General features: G+C 38.2%; 18 protein-coding genes and 1 pseudogene. 3 read left to right on the top strand and 16 right to left on the bottom strand.

Features of this window, described 5'->3' with window-relative positions; all coding sequences use genetic code 11:
* Window positions 1–49 precede the first annotated feature (49 nt).
* The 4 genes from OZX58_RS03445 to OZX58_RS03430 are packed head-to-tail and all read right to left on the bottom strand — an operon-like array spanning window position 50 to window position 3,602.
* On the bottom strand, window positions 50–1,054 hold the full coding sequence (locus OZX58_RS03445; protein ID WP_277141514.1) for an L-threonylcarbamoyladenylate synthase: 1,005 nt from the start codon (window positions 1,052–1,054) through the stop codon (window positions 50–52).
* Entirely contained in the window at window positions 1,055–1,903 is an 849-nt protein-coding gene (prmC, locus tag OZX58_RS03440) for a peptide chain release factor N(5)-glutamine methyltransferase (protein WP_277141511.1), read from the bottom strand. It abuts the gene before it with no gap.
* Entirely contained in the window at window positions 1,896–2,984 is a 1,089-nt protein-coding gene (gene prfA / locus OZX58_RS03435) for a peptide chain release factor 1 (RefSeq protein ID WP_277129788.1), read from the bottom strand. The genes prmC and prfA overlap by 8 nt, the downstream gene beginning before the upstream one ends.
* Before the next feature lie 6 nt (window positions 2,985–2,990).
* On the bottom strand, window positions 2,991–3,602 hold the full coding sequence (locus OZX58_RS03430) for a thymidine kinase (protein WP_277141509.1): 612 nt from the start codon (window positions 3,600–3,602) through the stop codon (window positions 2,991–2,993).
* Window positions 3,603–3,747: 145 nt separating this feature from the next.
* Here OZX58_RS03430 and OZX58_RS03425 point away from each other — a divergent pair, with 145 nt between their 5' ends.
* On the top strand, window positions 3,748–5,100 hold the full coding sequence (locus OZX58_RS03425; RefSeq protein ID WP_277141507.1) for a Mur ligase family protein: 1,353 nt from the start codon (window positions 3,748–3,750) through the stop codon (window positions 5,098–5,100).
* 55 nt (window positions 5,101–5,155) lie between these two features.
* On the opposite strand, the gene OZX58_RS03420 is transcribed toward OZX58_RS03425, so the two are convergent.
* Together OZX58_RS03420 and OZX58_RS03415 are read right to left on the bottom strand one after the other, a co-directional pair.
* A complete protein-coding gene (locus tag OZX58_RS03420; RefSeq protein ID WP_277141505.1) occupies window positions 5,156–6,019 on the bottom strand; it encodes an aldo/keto reductase in 864 nt (287 codons plus the stop codon).
* Between the two features lie 85 nt (window positions 6,020–6,104).
* Window positions 6,105–6,839 (bottom strand): carboxymuconolactone decarboxylase family protein, encoded by a 735-nt coding sequence (locus OZX58_RS03415; protein WP_277141503.1) that lies wholly within the window; start codon window positions 6,837–6,839, stop codon window positions 6,105–6,107.
* A gap of 102 nt (window positions 6,840–6,941) precedes the next feature.
* Between OZX58_RS03415 and OZX58_RS03410 the strand changes: the two genes are divergently transcribed.
* On the top strand, window positions 6,942–7,376 hold the full coding sequence (locus OZX58_RS03410) for a MerR family transcriptional regulator (protein ID WP_277141501.1): 435 nt from the start codon (window positions 6,942–6,944) through the stop codon (window positions 7,374–7,376).
* A gap of 1,189 nt (window positions 7,377–8,565) precedes the next feature.
* Entirely contained in the window at window positions 8,566–9,234 is a 669-nt protein-coding gene (locus OZX58_RS03405; RefSeq protein WP_277141498.1) for a hypothetical protein, read from the top strand.
* A gap of 119 nt (window positions 9,235–9,353) precedes the next feature.
* Here the strand turns inward: OZX58_RS03405 and OZX58_RS03400 are convergent, their stop codons facing one another.
* The 10 genes and pseudogenes from OZX58_RS03400 to OZX58_RS03355 all read right to left on the bottom strand — a co-directional run bounded on the left by OZX58_RS03400 (window position 9,354) and on the right by OZX58_RS03355 (window position 16,963).
* On the bottom strand, window positions 9,354–10,406 hold the full coding sequence (locus OZX58_RS03400; protein WP_277141496.1) for a GH25 family lysozyme: 1,053 nt from the start codon (window positions 10,404–10,406) through the stop codon (window positions 9,354–9,356).
* A complete protein-coding gene (locus OZX58_RS03395) occupies window positions 10,399–10,806 on the bottom strand; it encodes a phage holin, LLH family (protein WP_277141494.1) in 408 nt (135 codons plus the stop codon). Before OZX58_RS03395 ends, OZX58_RS03400 begins: the two co-directional genes overlap by 8 nt.
* Complete coding sequence (locus OZX58_RS03390) at window positions 10,803–11,180, bottom strand: hypothetical protein (protein WP_277134357.1); 378 nt, start codon at window positions 11,178–11,180, stop codon at window positions 10,803–10,805. The genes OZX58_RS03395 and OZX58_RS03390 overlap by 4 nt, the downstream gene beginning before the upstream one ends.
* Before the next feature lie 11 nt (window positions 11,181–11,191).
* Window positions 11,192–11,755 carry an XkdX family protein gene (locus OZX58_RS03385; protein ID WP_277141492.1) on the bottom strand — a complete coding sequence of 188 codons (564 nt, stop codon included), beginning with the start codon at window positions 11,753–11,755 and terminating at the stop codon, window positions 11,192–11,194.
* Window positions 11,756–11,799: 44 nt separating this feature from the next.
* A complete protein-coding gene (locus tag OZX58_RS03380; RefSeq protein WP_277141490.1) occupies window positions 11,800–12,135 on the bottom strand; it encodes a hypothetical protein in 336 nt (111 codons plus the stop codon).
* Window positions 12,129–12,503 carry a hypothetical protein gene (locus OZX58_RS03375; RefSeq protein ID WP_277141488.1) on the bottom strand — a complete coding sequence of 125 codons (375 nt, stop codon included), beginning with the start codon at window positions 12,501–12,503 and terminating at the stop codon, window positions 12,129–12,131. Before OZX58_RS03375 ends, OZX58_RS03380 begins: the two co-directional genes overlap by 7 nt.
* A gap of 14 nt (window positions 12,504–12,517) precedes the next feature.
* A complete protein-coding gene (locus tag OZX58_RS03370; RefSeq protein WP_277141486.1) occupies window positions 12,518–14,917 on the bottom strand; it encodes a hypothetical protein in 2,400 nt (799 codons plus the stop codon).
* A 14-nt stretch (window positions 14,918–14,931) separates the two neighbouring features.
* Window positions 14,932–15,486 (bottom strand): putative phage tail protein, encoded by a 555-nt coding sequence (locus OZX58_RS03365; RefSeq protein ID WP_277141484.1) that lies wholly within the window; start codon window positions 15,484–15,486, stop codon window positions 14,932–14,934.
* Entirely contained in the window at window positions 15,479–16,627 is a 1,149-nt protein-coding gene (locus tag OZX58_RS03360) for a baseplate J/gp47 family protein (RefSeq protein WP_277141482.1), read from the bottom strand. Before OZX58_RS03360 ends, OZX58_RS03365 begins: the two co-directional genes overlap by 8 nt.
* Window positions 16,614–16,963, bottom strand: a pseudogene (locus tag OZX58_RS03355) (DUF2634 domain-containing protein). The gene OZX58_RS03360 and the pseudogene OZX58_RS03355 overlap by 14 nt, the downstream one beginning before the upstream one ends.
* Between the last annotated feature and the right edge of the window lie 183 nt (window positions 16,964–17,146).

Here is a 17,146-nt window from a genome sequence, read left to right as displayed (position 1 = left end):
GTATTTTAATCAAAAAAGTAACGGGTTTAAAGTCATTTGCAGGTATTTTTTATTTTGCTTGATAATGGTGCCCCGCAGCAGCCTTATTTAGCCGGTTCATGTAAGCCAAAGTGGCTTCGCTGCCGCTGAAACCTTGAACAAAAATCTGCTTAATATTCTTTTTATCGTCAAAATAGCGCAAACCGCCAAATAATTGATGGTCAGCATCGGTTAGATTCTGTCCCAAACTAAATTTGTTTTCATCTGGCATTGTAATTTTGGCTAATTCAGAATCAAGTGCCATGACGCCGGTTGTTTCATCAAAATTAATCTGCGCAAAATTCTTTGCATCATCAACGACTGTCACAGATGCGGCTGGTGCATAATGGCGGTACTTCATTCCTGGAGCCTTTGGTACATCCTTGTCGCTTACCTTGCCAGTGTTAATTAATACTTCTTCACCTAGAACTGTGCTTAATTCTTCTGGAGTAATTTCACCCGGACGTAAAACAACTGGAGTTGCAACCGACAAGTCAATAATTGTTGATTCTAGACCCACTCTGGTCGCACCGCCGTCAATGATACCGGCGATTTTACCCTTAAGGTCATGATACACATGTTGCGCCGTTGTCGGGCTAGGCTTAGTTGAGGTATTGGCTGATGGGCCAACAATTGGATAACCCAACTTGGCAATTAAATCATGCGTTAACGGGTCATCAGGGCAGCGAAAGGCGACCGTATCAAGACCGCCAGTAACAGCACTAGGTAAACTCCCTGGCTTAACAAACAACAAAATAGTTAGTGGACCTGGCCAGAAGTGCTTAATCAACTTTTGGGCACGTTCTGGTACTTCCTTAGCATACTTTGCCATCATTTCAGCATCTGAAACCGTCACAATTAATGGATTATCACTTGGCCGGCCCTTAGCAGCATAAACGCCCTTAACCGACTTTTCGTTAGTGGCGATTGCTCCAAGACCATAAACCGTTTCTGTTGGAAAAGCGACTAATTCACCCGCAGCCAGCAATTTGACGGCATCATCAATTTGTCCTTCTGAAAAAATTTTCGTTTCCATCTACTTATTCCACTTTCCATAAACCATGCGTGGCTTGCCTGCCATGTCGTTTTTAAATTCAACCGTAAAGTCCGGCAGTTCCTTGGCAAATAGGTCACTTAACTGCTCTTGTTCACTAAAGCCATACTCCAAGAAGAACTCGCCATGACTATTCAAATGCTCACGAACTTGTTTGGCAAATTTCTGGTAAAAGTCTAAGCCATTTTTACCACCAAATAAAGCCTCTTTCGGTTCATTTTCCAAGACATTTTGGTCCATGACATTTTTTTCTGTTTCCTTAATATAAGGCGGATTAGAAATAATCTTGTCAAATTTTTCTAGGCCAATTAACACGTTAGCCTTCCGAACCGTCACATCAAGGTCATAGGTTACAAAGTTCTCTTCGCTTGTCCGCAATGCCGCATCAGTGACATCAGAAGCATATAAATCTAGATCAGTAATTCCCTGTTTAGCTGCTTCTTTAGCTAAGGCCACAGTAATGCAGCCGGAACCTGTACCCAAATCCAAAACCTTGTCACCTGACTTTAGATGCGTTAGCGCCCAATTAACCAGTTCTTCAGTTTCAAACCGGGGAATTAAAACACCGCGCTGAACCATGATTTTATAGCCGTAAAACCAGGAATAGCCCAAAATATATTGCGGTGACACTCCCTTAGCCAATTTATTAACATCCTTTTGCGCCTGCTTTAATTGCTCCGGCGTTAATTCTAAATCTTGCTTTAAGGCGAATTCACTGGGCGTTAAATTTAGTCGTTCAGCCAATAGGTATTCCACATCTTCCGGACGCGCCTCTGGTGCAGTTTCAGTCGCCCAAATTTGTAAATCTTTCAGTGTTGGTAGTTTAGGCATTTTGATCGGCCAACTCCTCTAACTGCTTAGTTTGGTTATACAAAATTAACGCATCAATAATTTCATCCATTTCACCGTTCATTACCCGGTCAAGCTTGTTTAGTGTAAAGCCAATTCGGTGATCGGTTACCCGGTTTTGCGGATAATTATAAGTCCGAATCCGTTCTGAACGGTCACCAGTACCAACGGCATTCTTTCTTTTAGCATCATATTGGTCACGGTTTTGACTTTCATAATAGTCGTAAACTCGTGACTTCAAAATTTGCATTGCCTTTTCCCGGTTCTGCTGCTGACTACGCTGATCCTGCATCGCAACCACAATTCCAGTTGGCAAGTGCGTCATCCGCACGGCACTGGAGGTCTTGTTAATGTGCTGGCCACCGGCACCACTTGAACGGTAAACGTCAACCCTAATATCTTTAGGATCAAGATCCAAATCAACCTGTTCATATTCAGGCATAACAGCAACAGTTGCAGTTGAGGTGTGCACCCGACCTTGTGATTCGGTTACCGGTACTCGTTGTACCCGGTGGGCTCCGTTTTCGTACTTGAGCTTAGAATAAACCTTGTCACCAGTAATCATAATGGCAATTCGCTTATAGCCACCAACTTCTGTCGGTTCACTATCAACGACTGATACCTGCCAATTTTGCCGTTCAGCGTATTTTTCATACATTCTAAGCAAATCACCAGCAAATAAGGAGGCTTCATCCCCACCAGCGGCACCACGAATTTCCATGATAATATCCTTATCATCATTGGGGTCTTTTGGCAGCATTAAGATCTTAATTTGGTCTTCCAATTCACCGATTTCTTGCTCAAGATCATGGTTTTCTTCCTTAGCCATTTCGACTAAGTCGCTGTCACTTTCGCTTGAAATAATTTCCTTATTATCGGCAATTTCTTGCTTATCTGCCTTATATTTTTGATACTTTTCTACTACATCACGCAAATCTGCCTCTTCTTTTGAGATTTCCATGTAGCGCTTAGTATCATTGATGACTTCTGGATCAGCCATCATTTCTTGAAGCTCTTCATAATGGGCTACTAGACCCTCGAGCTGTGCCATAACTTTATCCATACTTATCTATTCCTCTCTTGTTCTTGGCTTTCCTGGGTGAAAATAATGAAAACGGCAAACAGGATAATAACTTTCATCGCCGCCAATTTGAACTTGCTCACCTTCATAAACAGGTTGACCGTCGTGAATCCGCAAGTTCATTGTAGCCTTACGTCCACAATAGTGGCAAATTGTTTTGATTTCCTTAATTTTATCCGCAAAAATCAGAAGGTTTTTACTACCTTCGAATAATTTGTTTTGAAAATCATTTTTAAGACCAAATGTCATTACCGGTATCTTAAGTTCATCAACTATTCTGGCACATTCTAAGACATGATGCCGCTCCAAAAATTGTGCCTCATCAATAAAGACGCAGGCAATTGAACCGTCACCGCGTTTTTCATCTTCAGCGTTTAATTTTTGGACATAATCAAAAATATTTGTCTGCGATTCAATCGGAACTGCATCCCGGTGCAGACCAATTCTTGAAGCAACCGTGCCAACACCGCTGCGATTATCAATGCCGCTAGTCATGAGCGCAATCTTACGGCCTTGGGCTTCATAATTATGTGTATCCTTAAGAATTTCAATCGTTTTACCACTACTCATAGCACCATAGTGAAAAAATAATTGTGCCATTTTTTGCTCCTTTGTTTAAATTAAATTCACCTAACTTAACTAGTATAGATGAAAATCAAATTATGTGCAGTTAAATCGTCATGAAAACTCGTTTTCACCTCGGCGCTATGCTATAGTTATAATGATTTTAAAGTGAGGGATAAAGATGAATCTAAAATCAGGAATTGCCAAGGCTGCTGGTAAATCAAGCTATTGGTTTCTTCATAATGTATTAAAAGGCGGTACCAGTTTTCCTGGCAAGTTAGCGATGAAAATTGACCCGCAGGTGTTAAACGCACTGGCACATGATTATGAAACTGTCATTGTAACTGGAACTAATGGTAAGACGATGACGACATCATTAATTGTTGCCGCATTAAAGCAAAAGTACGGCGACATTCTAACTAATCCGTCAGGTTCGAACATGCAGCAAGGAATTGTTACTGCCTTCTTAGCTCATAAGCAAAAGAAGGTCAAGCGTAAGATTGCTGTCTTAGAGGTTGATGAAGCCAACGTCAAGATGGTTACTGAATTAATTCACCCAAGTTACTATGTGTTGACCAATATTTTTCGTGACCAAATGGACAGGTATGGAGAAATTTATACCACCTATGCCAAAATCGTAGATGGCATTAAGCTGGCTCCTGAAGCAACAATTATTGCCAATGGTGATGCCAGCATCTTTTCATCAGTTGCATTGCCTAATAAAAAAGTATTCTACGGGTTTGACTTAGATTCCGCGCAAAAAGATAACGATGCAAAAGCTCCCGTTAACACTGACGGTGTCTTGTGCCCACAATGTGACCATGTTATTCACTTTCATGACCGGATTTATGCCAACTTGGGCGACTTTTTCTGTCCTCATTGCGGCTACAAGCGTCCAGAATTGAAATACAGTATCAACAAGATTACCGAGCAAACACCTAATCAATTGGCATTTCAAATGGGGGCCAAAGACTATTCAATCAACATTGGTGGTACTTACAATATTTATAACGCTCTGGCTGCTTATTCTGTTGCCCGTGAGTTTAGTTTAAATGATGATGAAATTGCACAATCATTTGCTAACAATAAGCGGGTCTTTGGCCGGCAAGAATTAATTAACTACGCTGGTAAAGATATTGACTTGATTTTAGTTAAAAATCCAGTGGGGCTTGACGAAGTGCTGCATATGTTAAACACCGAACCAGATGACTACTCACTGGTTGCACTGCTTAACGCCAATCACGCAGATGGAATTGACACCTCATGGATTTGGGACGGTCAGTTCGAAGACTTAAATCGTGAGCAGATTAAACACGTTATTGTTGGCGGCTTGCGGCGTAAAGACATGAACTTTAGGTTAGAAGTTGCAGGTTTTAATCCTGATAATATGACAGTGGCTAAAGATAACGATGATTTAATCGCGCAAATCGCTAAACTGCCAACTAAAAAAGTTTACATTTTATCAACTTATACTGCCCTTCTCGCCTTGCGTAAAACGATGGCTGAGAAGAAAATTATTAAAGCTGGTATGTAACAATCAAAAAAGACAGTTCTCAATTATGAGAATTGTCTTTTTATTTATAGTAAATTTATTTGCCGCTAAAAACTGGGAACTTGCTTGAAGAACCATAGTCCTTAATATGGGGAATTGCTTTGAGTAACTGCATATCTTCCGGCGCGATAGTAAAATTTACATCCCTATTGGCGGCAATATGTTTAAGAGTTCTGCTCTTAGGCAGCGGCACAGTTCCTAACTCTAAACAATATCTGATAGCTAGTTGAGGAATTGATACCTGATATTTCTTGGCCAACTTAATTAGCTGCTCATTTTTCATCATTTCCCCATGAGCAATCGGCGAATAGGCTTCTACCAAGAGACCGTTTTTCTGACTGTAATCAATTAATTTGAAGTTGGTATTGCCAATATGGGTTAACAACTGATTAACCACTGGCTTAATCGTACAATTTTGTAGAATATTATCTAAATCAACCTGTTCAAAATTAGAAACTCCAATTGAGCGAACTTTACCAGCTTGCACAGCTTCTTCCATTGCCTGCCAAACTGCTAAATTTTCCGCAAAATAATGATTACTGCCATGAAATTCAGCCCATGGTTCAGGAGCATGAATTAGCAATAGGTCAAGATAATCCAAATCTAATTTTGTCAGCGATATATCAATCGACTTTTTAACCGTTTGATAATCCTTATAATTAGCTTCCACCTTAGTTGTAACAAAAAATTGCTCACGTGGTAGACCAGTGGCTTTTAGACCTTCACCAATGCCAACTTCGTTATCATAAGCCTGTGCTGTATCAAATAGGCGGTATCCCAGTTGAGCTGCGTGCTGAACCGCACTTACAACTTTAGTATTATTAATCAACCATGTACCAAAACCCAATTTGGGAATTTTAATTCCATTATTTAAAGCATACTTTTCTTCCAAGATCGACATTCTATTGCCTCCTAATGCATTGAGAGCAGCCATTTATTTGCAACTAGTCGTCCAAAACTAGCATAATTAACTTCTTCCAATTATTTTATGGCAGCTTGTTATATTCATCATTAACAACTGGCTCTAACCACTGCGTTGAACCAGTCGTAATCGCTAAGTGGCTAAACCATGAATCTTTAGCAGCTCCATGCCAGTGCTTAACCCCATCGTGAACAACTACTACATCACCTGGATTTAATTCTTGCGGCTGCTTACCCCATTCTTGATACCAACCACGACCACCAACTGCGAGCAAAATCTGACTGCCGTCATGGTGAATATGCCAATTATTATGGCACCCTGGCTCAAAGGTAACATTGCTAACCGGCACAGTTACATCCTTACCATTCGGTGAAACCAAAGCCTTATTATAGCTTTTACCTACGAAATACTGCACATAACGATCATTACTTGGTCCTGTCGCAAACACTCCCGGCTGTTTAACTTCAGTTGTATCAACATCATCTGACCAAATTTCCTTAGCACGATTAAAGGTCGACCAGGCTTTGGGCCAGCCAACATAAAATGCAAGCTGTGTAATTTCGGCAACAATTTCTTCTTTAGTGATGCCATGTTGCTTGCCAATTTTCAAATGAGTGGTAATTTGTTCTGTGTTGCCCATTGCCATCAGTGCAGCAATTGTTACCAGAGAACGATCATGAGCTGACAGTTCATTTTCTTTAGACCAAACCTGTCCAAATAAAACATCATCGTTTAGAGCCGCAAATTGCGGTGCAAACTTACCTAAATTTTCCCGACCTGCTGTTTGTTTTTTAGCCATTTTAAAAGCCTCCTTAAATTAATTGCCACCAGTATAAAACTTAAAGTTAACTTTAAGTCAAGGCGATGTTAGAATTACTTTATTAAATAAAGAGGAAAAATAATGACAGAGACTATGGAACACAAATATAGTATTGCGGAATTTAGTGCACTGTTTGACCTAAAGCCGTCAACGTTGCGCTTTTACGAAAAAGAAGAATTAATTAAACCGCAACGTTCAGCCAATTGCCACCGCTTTTATGTCGACGCTGACGTGCAATGGATGAAATTCCTGGAACACCTTAAAGGTACAGGAATGAGTATTATTGATTTGAAAAAATACGTTGCTTGGCGCAGTCAAGGCGATCAAACAATCCCCGAACGGCTCGAATTACTTCGCGCAACTAAACAGAATTTTTTGAAGCAATTGGACGAGGTCCAGCATCACCTACAAATTTTGAATGATAAAATTAACTGGTATGAGGGAAAACAAGCTGGTGTGATTACTGAAGATGAAAGTTTCGCGGCATATTTAGCTAAGATGGGACACCATGAATAATTTCATTAGATTGTTGTAAAAAAGCTCCTGCCATTTTGGCGGAAGCCTTATAAATTAGGATGACTCAAAAATATTTCTGACAATTACTACAGTTTTTAATTCCATCCTTCAAATACTATTTCAGTATCTCAGCTAATTAAACCTGCTATAACAAAAAGAGAGCAGTGGTATTACCCACACGCTCTCCTTTAAAGATTATTTCTTACTATGATTTTTGAGGTAATCTAAAATCAATTCAGCAATAACATTGGCGAGTATACCAGACACAACGCCAATTATAAAATTTCGCAAGGCTTCTCGCCTCCTAGAATTATCATTATTGAAATTAGTCGGATTTCAGGTAATTCCATTTGTCATTTTACCAGAATTTTATACATTGACAATGCTAATAATTCCACGTAAAATGAAGCCATAAAATGTAGCAAGGCTTTAAACCTTAAAAGTCCTAAAACCAGTCATTTTAGGCAATCATTAAAATGATCCTCTGCTAATGCAGAGGATTTTTTAATACCGTCGTAAAACACGACTGAATAACTCAATAACGTTTCGTTATCCAGCAAGGCTTACCGCTATTTAACTCTTAAAAGGGGCGGTAAATCAAAGACCCCTGTAACCAATATTGCAGCCTTCCAAACAAAAAAGAAGCCCTTTAGGTATCTAAGCTAATAGATAATTAAATTGCTGAACACTTGATATTATAGCACTTTTCAGCGTTCAACTATACCAATTTTAAGATATTTTGATTAATCCATCATTGCACCGATTTATGCTTTTTCGGTTGATTTCAGTTAATTTCAAAAAATCGTAAAAAATCGTAAAAAATAAAAATGCCTTAGTATCAACGCTTTAAGCTAGTTGAAACTAAGACAAATCATGAATATTGGGATATCCGGGCTCGAACCGAAGAAAACTAGGCATTTTAAAGGCATTTTAAGAACGTAAAACGTTGATTTAACGGGAAATGTGTTTTTAAGAAACTATGAAAATTTTGTCTCTGATGGGCAAATTGATGGGCAAAAATATAAGCTGTAATTCCCTATGTACCAGTAAAAATAGAGAAAACCCATTTACTAAATAATCTTAATTATTTAATCTATGATTTTTTTAGTTTAATAATCATTATTGCCTTTATTCATATTATTAGTATATAATATAACTTATTAATTCAGACAGAAATTAAGTTAGAATAATGGTTAAACAAAATTATAAATCAAAAACTGTATGGAACAAAGGATTATTATATATTACATGTATAACACTATTGATTTTAATATTATCACTTATAAATCATTGTAAAAAATATTTATATTTGAGCAACAATATGAGCTTTCTTTTTATAAACCTTTACTTTTTTTCAGTACTATTATATTTAATTAAAAATGATAATGTTAAAAAATCTATAAAAAAGGATCTTAATAAAAAAGCTTATAAAAAAGTTTTGAAGTATTATAATGGTTGGTGCAATGCCCATCTTCAAAGAATTAATTGCTTATCCGTACTTATTGCAGTATTGGCTTCAATAATTCCTAAAAGCGGGAATCATCGTCAACCAGCTGTAATATGCTTGTCAGTATTAGGAGGTTGGGCAATAGGAGCTATATGGAGATTTTCTAGGGAATCTTATACTGTGATAAGCTTTGACAAAAAAGTTTCAAATCATATATTGGGTATCATAAATATAATTTTATGGTCAATTATTTTAATATTTATTGTTTTTCTAAGTTTTAATACTGTCACTTCATTTTATGTGGTCACAATTACGATTCTAGTTGCAACTATAACAAATTATGCATTAATATCATATTGTAGAATGACTAAGCAAGGCATAACTAAATATATTAATAAAAAGATATCTTAGAACTGGTTAGTATTAATTTTTACCAAAATAAACACAAAAAAGACCGCTCCAGAGGTTTTGTCCTCCAGAGCGGTCTTTTCGTATTGGTCCCCGTAGAGATACCAACGCTCGCTGTACAATTATAAAATAATATTTACTTTTATTCCATTAATCCATTTATCATTTCCTGCACCAATCAGTAGATAACCTTTGCGTAACTTATAAGCCTTGTACCTATCGCCTTTCTTAAATTTGCGTCCAGTCACTGGTCCATCTGCTTCTGCATGACCCTTAGCATTGCCGGTCACTTCGATCACACTGTGGATGTCAGGATTATCCAGCAATGGATTTTTCTTAAAGACACCAGTTCGTGGGTCAATGTAACCTTTGCTAGTTTTGTAAAATCCTTTTTCATACCCAGTAACAATAATCGGTTTGCTATATTTTAGCATTCCGATTTTTTTATCGTTATTAGGTTTGTCCCATAAGGTAGCTCCAGCTTTTTTGGTTACTAAAAAGCCACCGTATGCTGCAATCGGTACCTTAACTTTCCAAGTCATTTCTTCATCACTTCCTGTATCGTTATGCTTGTGCTTATCCCAATCGCTTCTCTTACCATAATAAGCATCCAGATCTAAAGGTCCTGGATAACCTGTTAGTCTGCCGTTAGGTGTGTACTGAAATATGGTCATCTTATGCCAGTGATTTACCTTACCGTAAAGCGTACGAACCTTGAAGCCATAATGAATATTCATGTCGTTGTATTGTGCCACCCACAAAGAGTATTTCTTAGCAACCGATGTCCAATCATAATAGTTTTCGTCAGCTAGGCCCATGTAAATCAGTGGCTTAGTGCCCGTCTTTTGATAAACATAGTCAAGCCAGTTTTTAGCCCATTGCACACCGCCATAATTTACCACAGTGCTCTCATAATCAAGCAGTAAGATAGTGTCTTTAAGGTATGGCTTGGCAATTCTAAGAAAGAAATCAGCCTGTGTTTTCCAATCTCCAGGTCTTGCGAAAAAATACAAGCCTTTAAGCATATGTGCTTTATCAGCTTGCCTCATAAAAGTAGGCATGGTCCAATCAGTAAAATTGGTACCTTCGGCTACTTTCGCAATCACGCCATCAGCTTTGATTTTAGTTAGGTCAAGACCTGCATTATTGTTCGAAACGTCAATAACATTAAGCATTGCTATCAGTTCCTACTTCATCTTTAACCTTAGTTTCGTCAAAATTATCTACTGATTCTGCTTTATCGGCTGGTTTTGTAGTAGGTTTATTGGCATTCATCTTAGCTACTTCTTTTTCTGCATATGCCTTAATCGCAGCTTCAATGGTTGGATCAATTTGTACACCGTGACTAGTTAAGATATTAACCACACTAGTGATTACAATATCCATCTTTTTTGTGCCATCACCGCCAGTAGTTTCCGCTTCATGAACAAATGCAGCTGCCAGATCAGGAATTTGTGCAATCCATTTATTCTTAATCGTGTGATGCTCGCCATAAACCTTAACACCAACATAAGCTACAATGGCCACAACTACTAATCCTGCATAGCCTAAGTCTAAATAATCTTTAATGCTCATCTTTCAGTCTCCTTATCAATAATCGGTAATTTCTTAGTTTCTTCATATAGTTTGGTTCCAGCACCATTACCATGTAGTGCCTTATAACTTTTATAGATATTATCCAAGCGGTTGTTCTGTTCTTCTGTCCCACCATCTTGGCGTTTGATTTTAAAACACAAGCCATCTAATTCTGAATGCAATACCTCTTTAACACCGTCACCAATATCATTTAGCTTGTTGTTCAGATTTTTTAAGGTCTTCTCAATGTCTGGTATTTCTGAAGTTAATTGCTGATTTGTTTTTACTTTTTTACGATGACCGGTCCAAAGACCAACAAAAAATTGAATAATACCTGATTCTATAATTACTTGTATCAAGCTGTTCCAGTCCAATAAAATAGCACCTACTTTTCTTCAGTAGATGCTTCATATTCTTCGCCAGTGATTCGCTTATATGCAGCTGCGTCAATCGTGCCCAGCACTACAAACGAAGCAATCTTAGCCTTGTCATAAACGCCGAGTAAGTACATTGATTTATACATACTCTCAAAAATTGGTGCCATTGATGATAAATCAAATAGGCTTTCAGTGCCAACACCGCCAGTTTGTGCTACGTTTGCCGCTGCCATCTTAGACAGCATGTCAATCATCTGTCCTTGCCCAGTTAGCAAGCTTTTAATTTGCCCATCAATGATTGGTTTACTTTCAGTGTAGTCACTTACAGCCTCATTATTTTTTGTAACATCTGCTGATAATTGATTAATTAATTGTCCTTGAGCATCAGGCTTGTATTCATACCACTCCCGTTTATTCCAGTCGTACTTAGGCGACTGAATAGACGGGTCTGGTGCCTCGGCCACAAAAGGATATGGAATATAGTCGCCGAATGGCTGTTCCTCTTTGTCAATTGCATAAGGCACTTGATTGTCGCTCCGATAATAAATATATGTTTTTGTTTCTTCTGTCATTTTAAAAAATCCTTTCTATTAAAAAAGCACTCTTAATGAGTGCATTATAGCGGTGTCGCACCGCCAAAATCTTTTAGTCTTATCCAAGCTGGATATTCATCATAACCATTAATTACCACATCCAATAAAGCATAGTCATCACCATTGTAGTTAATTATCTGATATACAAGTGCACTCTTATATCCTCCGTATATACTTGTAAAATGAAGTTGAAGTTGATTGAGTATAAAATTACCGGTTGATACATCTAAGGAATAAATTTTAGAATCAGAGTTGCCACTGTTTCCTAACTTGTAATATCTTGGTAAGAAGTTTTCTTCAACTAATTTTCTACCGCCTAAATATAAATGACTTCTAGCTTTTCCATTATATATCAGCATGGAACCACCTCCATGCTAAATAAATGTCTAAGAAGGTTGATAGCTAGGGGCTTTACCCCCCCATTTTTACTTAAAGCATCAAGCTGATTACCAAACAAAATATCTTCTGGTTTCAAATAACAATATTCAGACTTTTGATTCGTTGTAAAAACCCAAGCATAAATTAATCGCACATCTTTATTTTCTAAATAATTCACTACCCTAACAATTTGATTATTATTGGCAATTGCTGTTTTGTGTCCAAATTCATCATAAACTTGGGTATCTGTCTTAACAGTGATAACTTGACCTATTATATCTTTAAGACTGTATTCAAACTTATAACCATTCAAGTAAAAATGACTATATCTTTTACCATTAAAAATCATGTTGTTACTCCTTTCTAATCACCGAAGACAATCACACTAGGATGATTTTTCGAATATGTTAACGCTGCTGCATCGTTACCTGCATCATGTGTGTATTCACGATTTTCTAGAGTAGTTACTCGTGTTTTAAGATTACTAATATCTTGCTTAGGTACATTCAAAGCAACATTGGTATAGCTAATTGCATCACTTTTTGCCTTATTTGCAGCACTATCTGCATAAGCTTTATCAGCGTATGCACATTCGCTAATTATTTTTAAAGCCGTAGCCAATTGTTCATTTGAGTAACTCCCATCAGCTTTACGGATTGGGAAAGCAAAGCTATTACTGTCTGTTGCAAAAAATCCACTGGAGGTGAGTACCCTACCAACCAACTCAACTTGATCGAAAAAATGAGTAGAATTGCCGTTGATTTGTGGCTCACGTTCAGCATCGCCGCCCCATAGACTTATGAAGTTGTGCAGTAAGTGTGCCACGTCATGACCATCAACGGTTGACGGAGCTTTTTGTGCCAGCAAATTATTTGCTTCAACTTTTTGGTAAACGTCATTACTGTTAGCTTTGCCGTTTAAAGCATTCTGATTGTCTTGCTTAAACTGCTTAAAATCTTTGTCAGTAACCATATCTTCTGGAGCCGGTGACCAATCTGTCAAGATTGTTCCATACTCTAGCTTAGTATGAGACTGAAGCATTTCATTATCATTACCGTAGTTGACAGACACTCTGATATAGACCGTGCTTGGTACTGCGCTAAACTGTAAGTAAATCTTGTCATCATTTACTGACCAGTTACCAGAACCAGTATTTACGCTAGCAAGCCAAGCTTTATTACCATCACATAGGTCAATCTGAGCATTAAAGTAATGGCTTTTTAAATAATCACTTGGCTGGTAGAAAGTCAGCGTAAAATTTTCTTTACCTGCCACATAAATATAGTCCGTATGATAGTCTGCTTCGCTGTTTGAAATGCCACCATTATCCGTCTGGTTATGGTCTAGCCAACCATGCTGAAGTGTTGATTTAATGAATAAGTTAGTCCCACCAATTTTTACGTCACCAGTGCCACCGTTAATACTGGTAACCTTTACTGCATTTGTAATCTGCTTATCGGTTTCTTGCTTATTGTAGTAATTTGATAAGTCAGTTTTAGGCACCTGACTAAATTTTTCATTAGCATACTGCTCGGCATTAGACTGAGCAGTTTTTGCAGCACTATCTGCATATTGCTTCACATTACTTTCCGCATCTGTCACATCCTGCTTACTTGCTTTATCATCAGGATTCGGCAACCATGTCATATCTGGTGACGTATTAGCATCTTGCCACTTAGCAAGCTTTGTCTCTTTGTAACTAGTAGCTGGTCCACTGATATGTACTGTATAAAAAGCAGCACTAGAATTGCTTACAGTAGTTTTCACTGTTGACCAGCCTTGTGCTCCTTTAGATATCACATTACCCGATACCATAAAAAGTGATGTGCTCGTACTGTTCAACGCCCAAACAGAGATTTTTTCATCATCAGTTCCGTTGGAATTATCAATCCAAACTGTAGCTGTAATAATGTCACCAACTGTTACTGGAACTTTCGTTTGGCTTAAAAGTCCATTGCCACCAATAGATTGTAATTGGTCACTTGTACCTTCAAGCAAATTATTAGCAAATACAGGAACACTAATATTTTTATTACCGTCTACTGCAATGCCATTTACTGTTTCAGCTTTACCGTTGTTTAAACTATCTAGTGTTTGTTTAACCGAACTATTGTAGTGCGGTATATTTTCAGAAGTAAGCGAAACGTTTTTAGAAATAGGATCCGGCTTAATTAAGTTTACACTGTCTACTTTTCCAGCATCTTTAATGCCGTCTTCAAGTTGCTTCTTATCCTTATCATAAGTAGTCTTATCGACCTTTTTCTCAAGCTCGTCATCAACATATTTCTTAGCAGCAACACCTTCTTCAGTAACATTAATTGTTACATTGCTAGACCGTCCAACTACCACATATATGGTTACGTTGAACTGGAACATCGCCTTGTTGTTAAAGTCAGGCATATGTTCTGGATCAACAGCTGTCGTGATAGCATACAGAAATTCGTTATCCGAACCATCTTCTTTGGCATATAGGCCAATAGCATTGACACTGTAGCCATGTGCCAGGTCCTTGTTATTAAACTTCAAGTCCATGCCAATTACGGTATCTTTATCTAACGCTGAATCTTCAACATCAGTAATCACACCGTATTGCATGACACTGGGCAATTCAGTCATGTTCTGCAAATCAGCAATGCTTTTATCAGACAAGTTCTCTGAACTAGTAGCTGCTTTAGTAATGCTGAATTTGGCCTGCCCAGCGTTAACTTTTCTAGCTAAATCAATCCCCGCATTCGTCAGCACGGTCTTATTATATTTTGACAATTTTCATCACTTCCTTAATTAAAAAACTGCGACACATTTGCATCTACTACCGTTGTTACTTTTGACTTCATACCAATGCCAATAAATAAATCAGTGCCAATCAATGCCTGCTTCAAAGCAATCTTGATTTCGTAAAGCATGTTAGCTGGCAAATAAACATTTAGAATATATCTGATATTGTCAATCTGAGCATCTGTAATACTGCTACTATTACCTTCAATAATTGCATCACGCTTACCATAATCAATTGTGATATTGACTGGTATTTTCAAAGTATTAAACAATTCTCGCAAATATCTAATCGTTATCGGTCTAGGTGGCAGCAAGTGCATCAGCACCCGATTCTGCCTAGTAGCTAAATCATCACCTGGACTTGGTTGCACACCAACCTGATTTTCAAATACCGCAATACCTTTACTATCAGTCTGTGTCACAAATTGATTGAGCAGCGTCCGAATTTGTTTACTTTCAAACTCATCTAAGACCTGCCCGTGTGCATGCATAATTGCCTGCATCTCGTAAACGTCTTGATAGTAATCTGGTAAATAATTCATCAAGTTATTACTCATTCAGTGTCACCGTCCCCAAGATAGGTAATTGCGAAGTATCATTATCAAACACTAACTTAATATCGCTATCCGCACAATTCAAGCTAGGAATTGTGGCGTTCATCACGCCTTCAATTTGCATAATTTGCGACAATATTTTCGATCGGTAAATCATCATAGCATAACCGCGTCCTGTCTTAGGATCAATTAAATTCCAGCTTGCTCGCAAATTCTTAAAGTACTCGGATAATTGGTCATTAATTTGCTGTTTAACTACGTCTACACTATGCTGACTGTCAATCTGAATGTTTGTCGCAATATCAACGGTAAAGGCTGTGGGTGCAGTTATGGTAACCTGATGGTCAATTGGGGCCAAGCCATAGCCTTGAACTTCACCGTCGGTAGGGTCAATCAGGCTTTTAACCTTTGTAATTAAATCTTGATTAGCTGGCATTAAATCGTTATTCAGAATGACCAGCTTAACTGTTCCTGCACCATTCCAAACGGGATAAACTTGCGTTGCACCTACTTCGGTAATCTTGCTAGTCATTGCTAGATAATCCGCCACATTGCCACCGTAGGCAATCCAATCATCTGAGCCCAACAGTCTTGCTCGTAAGTGGTCGTCAGTTTCTTCATCGCGTGCTGGTGCAATAATTTCTGTGATCTCTGCCCAGGACAATTCATCATTTGGCGTAACTGGTAGAATTTGTCCTAGATAGCCATTAGGAGTTGTTCCCGGATCATCAGCAGTCATTGCAACCGTTAAGTCATCATAAATCTGTGTGACGGTATAAAAAATAGGCGTTTCACCAACACTTGCGAATTGGTCGCCTATTTCTACATTATTAATTGCATTGCCGTCGCTATCAGTTATCTTCGCTTTGACCTCTGTTTGCGTCGCTGGGTATCTATTAGTACCTCGCTCTTGCGCCCGATAATCCAAGAATTCACCCTCAGCGGTTCTCACGTATGTCTCCTTGATAATCATTGCCATACGTTGATTCTCTTGTGCCATAACCAAAGCAGCAGGTGCAATTGCGTCATAAATTACCGAACCCTCACGCTTATCAATGTTGTCTGGTACTGCATCCAGCATTTCTTCCATATAATAATCTACATCGTGTTCTTCAAATTCCGCTGCTAACTCATCTGGTGTCACTTATCTTCACTTCACTTTCTATTGGCACATCCCCATAAATTGTGGTGCAAATTCCAGTCACTGCGAGTGTAGTGCTGTCCGACTGCTTAATGCTGTCAATCGTCACTTTAGTTACTCGGTCATCATCAAGTAGTGCTTCTTTCAGCATTCGCTTGATTTCAACACGAGCATAAGAAAACGACTTACCGAATAAATCTGGTAAGTCGTTGCCGTACTGGTCACTATAAATTGGATAGACAAAGCGTTCAGTTTTTAAGATTTTATCGACTGCCTGAACCATTGCTGATAATTCGTCAACTTTATTACGAATTCGTCCATTTTTAATAAAAAAGTCAAAGTCGGTTGATCTTCTTCTACTTCTTCATCATTATCTTGGTCTTCGTCAACTGTATCTAAGTCGTCGTCTTCATCAATAATCACATCATCATCGTCCACTACTTACCACCTCCTTATTCTTTCGTAAATAAGAATCCCTGCCAAAATTATAATAATTATATCCAAGATTAATTTTATTATTTG

Source organism: Lactobacillus sp. ESL0680 (genome assembly GCF_029392855.1).
Lineage (GTDB): Bacteria > Bacillota > Bacilli > Lactobacillales > Lactobacillaceae > Lactobacillus.
This window is presented reverse-complemented; position numbering and strand designations above follow the sequence as displayed.

Bases quoted from the DNA above. Each gene is read 5' to 3' on its own strand.
- OZX58_RS03445 (WP_277141514.1), bottom strand. From the start codon at position 1,054: ATGGAAACGAAAATTTTTTCAGAAGGACAAATTGATGATGCCGTCAAA.
- prmC (WP_277141511.1), bottom strand. From the start codon at position 1,903: ATGCCTAAACTACCAACACTGAAAGATTTACAAATTTGGGCGACTGAA.
- prfA (WP_277129788.1), bottom strand. From the start codon at position 2,984: ATGGATAAAGTTATGGCACAGCTCGAGGGTCTAGTAGCCCATTATGAA.
- OZX58_RS03430 (WP_277141509.1), bottom strand. From the start codon at position 3,602: ATGGCACAATTATTTTTTCACTATGGTGCTATGAGTAGTGGTAAAACG.
- OZX58_RS03425 (WP_277141507.1), top strand. From the start codon at position 3,748: ATGAATCTAAAATCAGGAATTGCCAAGGCTGCTGGTAAATCAAGCTAT.
- OZX58_RS03420 (WP_277141505.1), bottom strand. From the start codon at position 6,019: ATGTCGATCTTGGAAGAAAAGTATGCTTTAAATAATGGAATTAAAATT.
- OZX58_RS03415 (WP_277141503.1), bottom strand. From the start codon at position 6,839: ATGGCTAAAAAACAAACAGCAGGTCGGGAAAATTTAGGTAAGTTTGCA.
- OZX58_RS03410 (WP_277141501.1), top strand. From the start codon at position 6,942: ATGACAGAGACTATGGAACACAAATATAGTATTGCGGAATTTAGTGCA.
- OZX58_RS03405 (WP_277141498.1), top strand. From the start codon at position 8,566: ATGGTTAAACAAAATTATAAATCAAAAACTGTATGGAACAAAGGATTA.
- OZX58_RS03400 (WP_277141496.1), bottom strand. From the start codon at position 10,406: ATGCTTAATGTTATTGACGTTTCGAACAATAATGCAGGTCTTGACCTA.
- OZX58_RS03395 (WP_277141494.1), bottom strand. From the start codon at position 10,806: ATGAGCATTAAAGATTATTTAGACTTAGGCTATGCAGGATTAGTAGTT.
- OZX58_RS03385 (WP_277141492.1), bottom strand. From the start codon at position 11,755: ATGACAGAAGAAACAAAAACATATATTTATTATCGGAGCGACAATCAA.
- OZX58_RS03380 (WP_277141490.1), bottom strand. From the start codon at position 12,135: ATGCTGATATATAATGGAAAAGCTAGAAGTCATTTATATTTAGGCGGT.
- OZX58_RS03375 (WP_277141488.1), bottom strand. From the start codon at position 12,503: ATGATTTTTAATGGTAAAAGATATAGTCATTTTTACTTGAATGGTTAT.
- OZX58_RS03365 (WP_277141484.1), bottom strand. From the start codon at position 15,486: ATGAGTAATAACTTGATGAATTATTTACCAGATTACTATCAAGACGTT.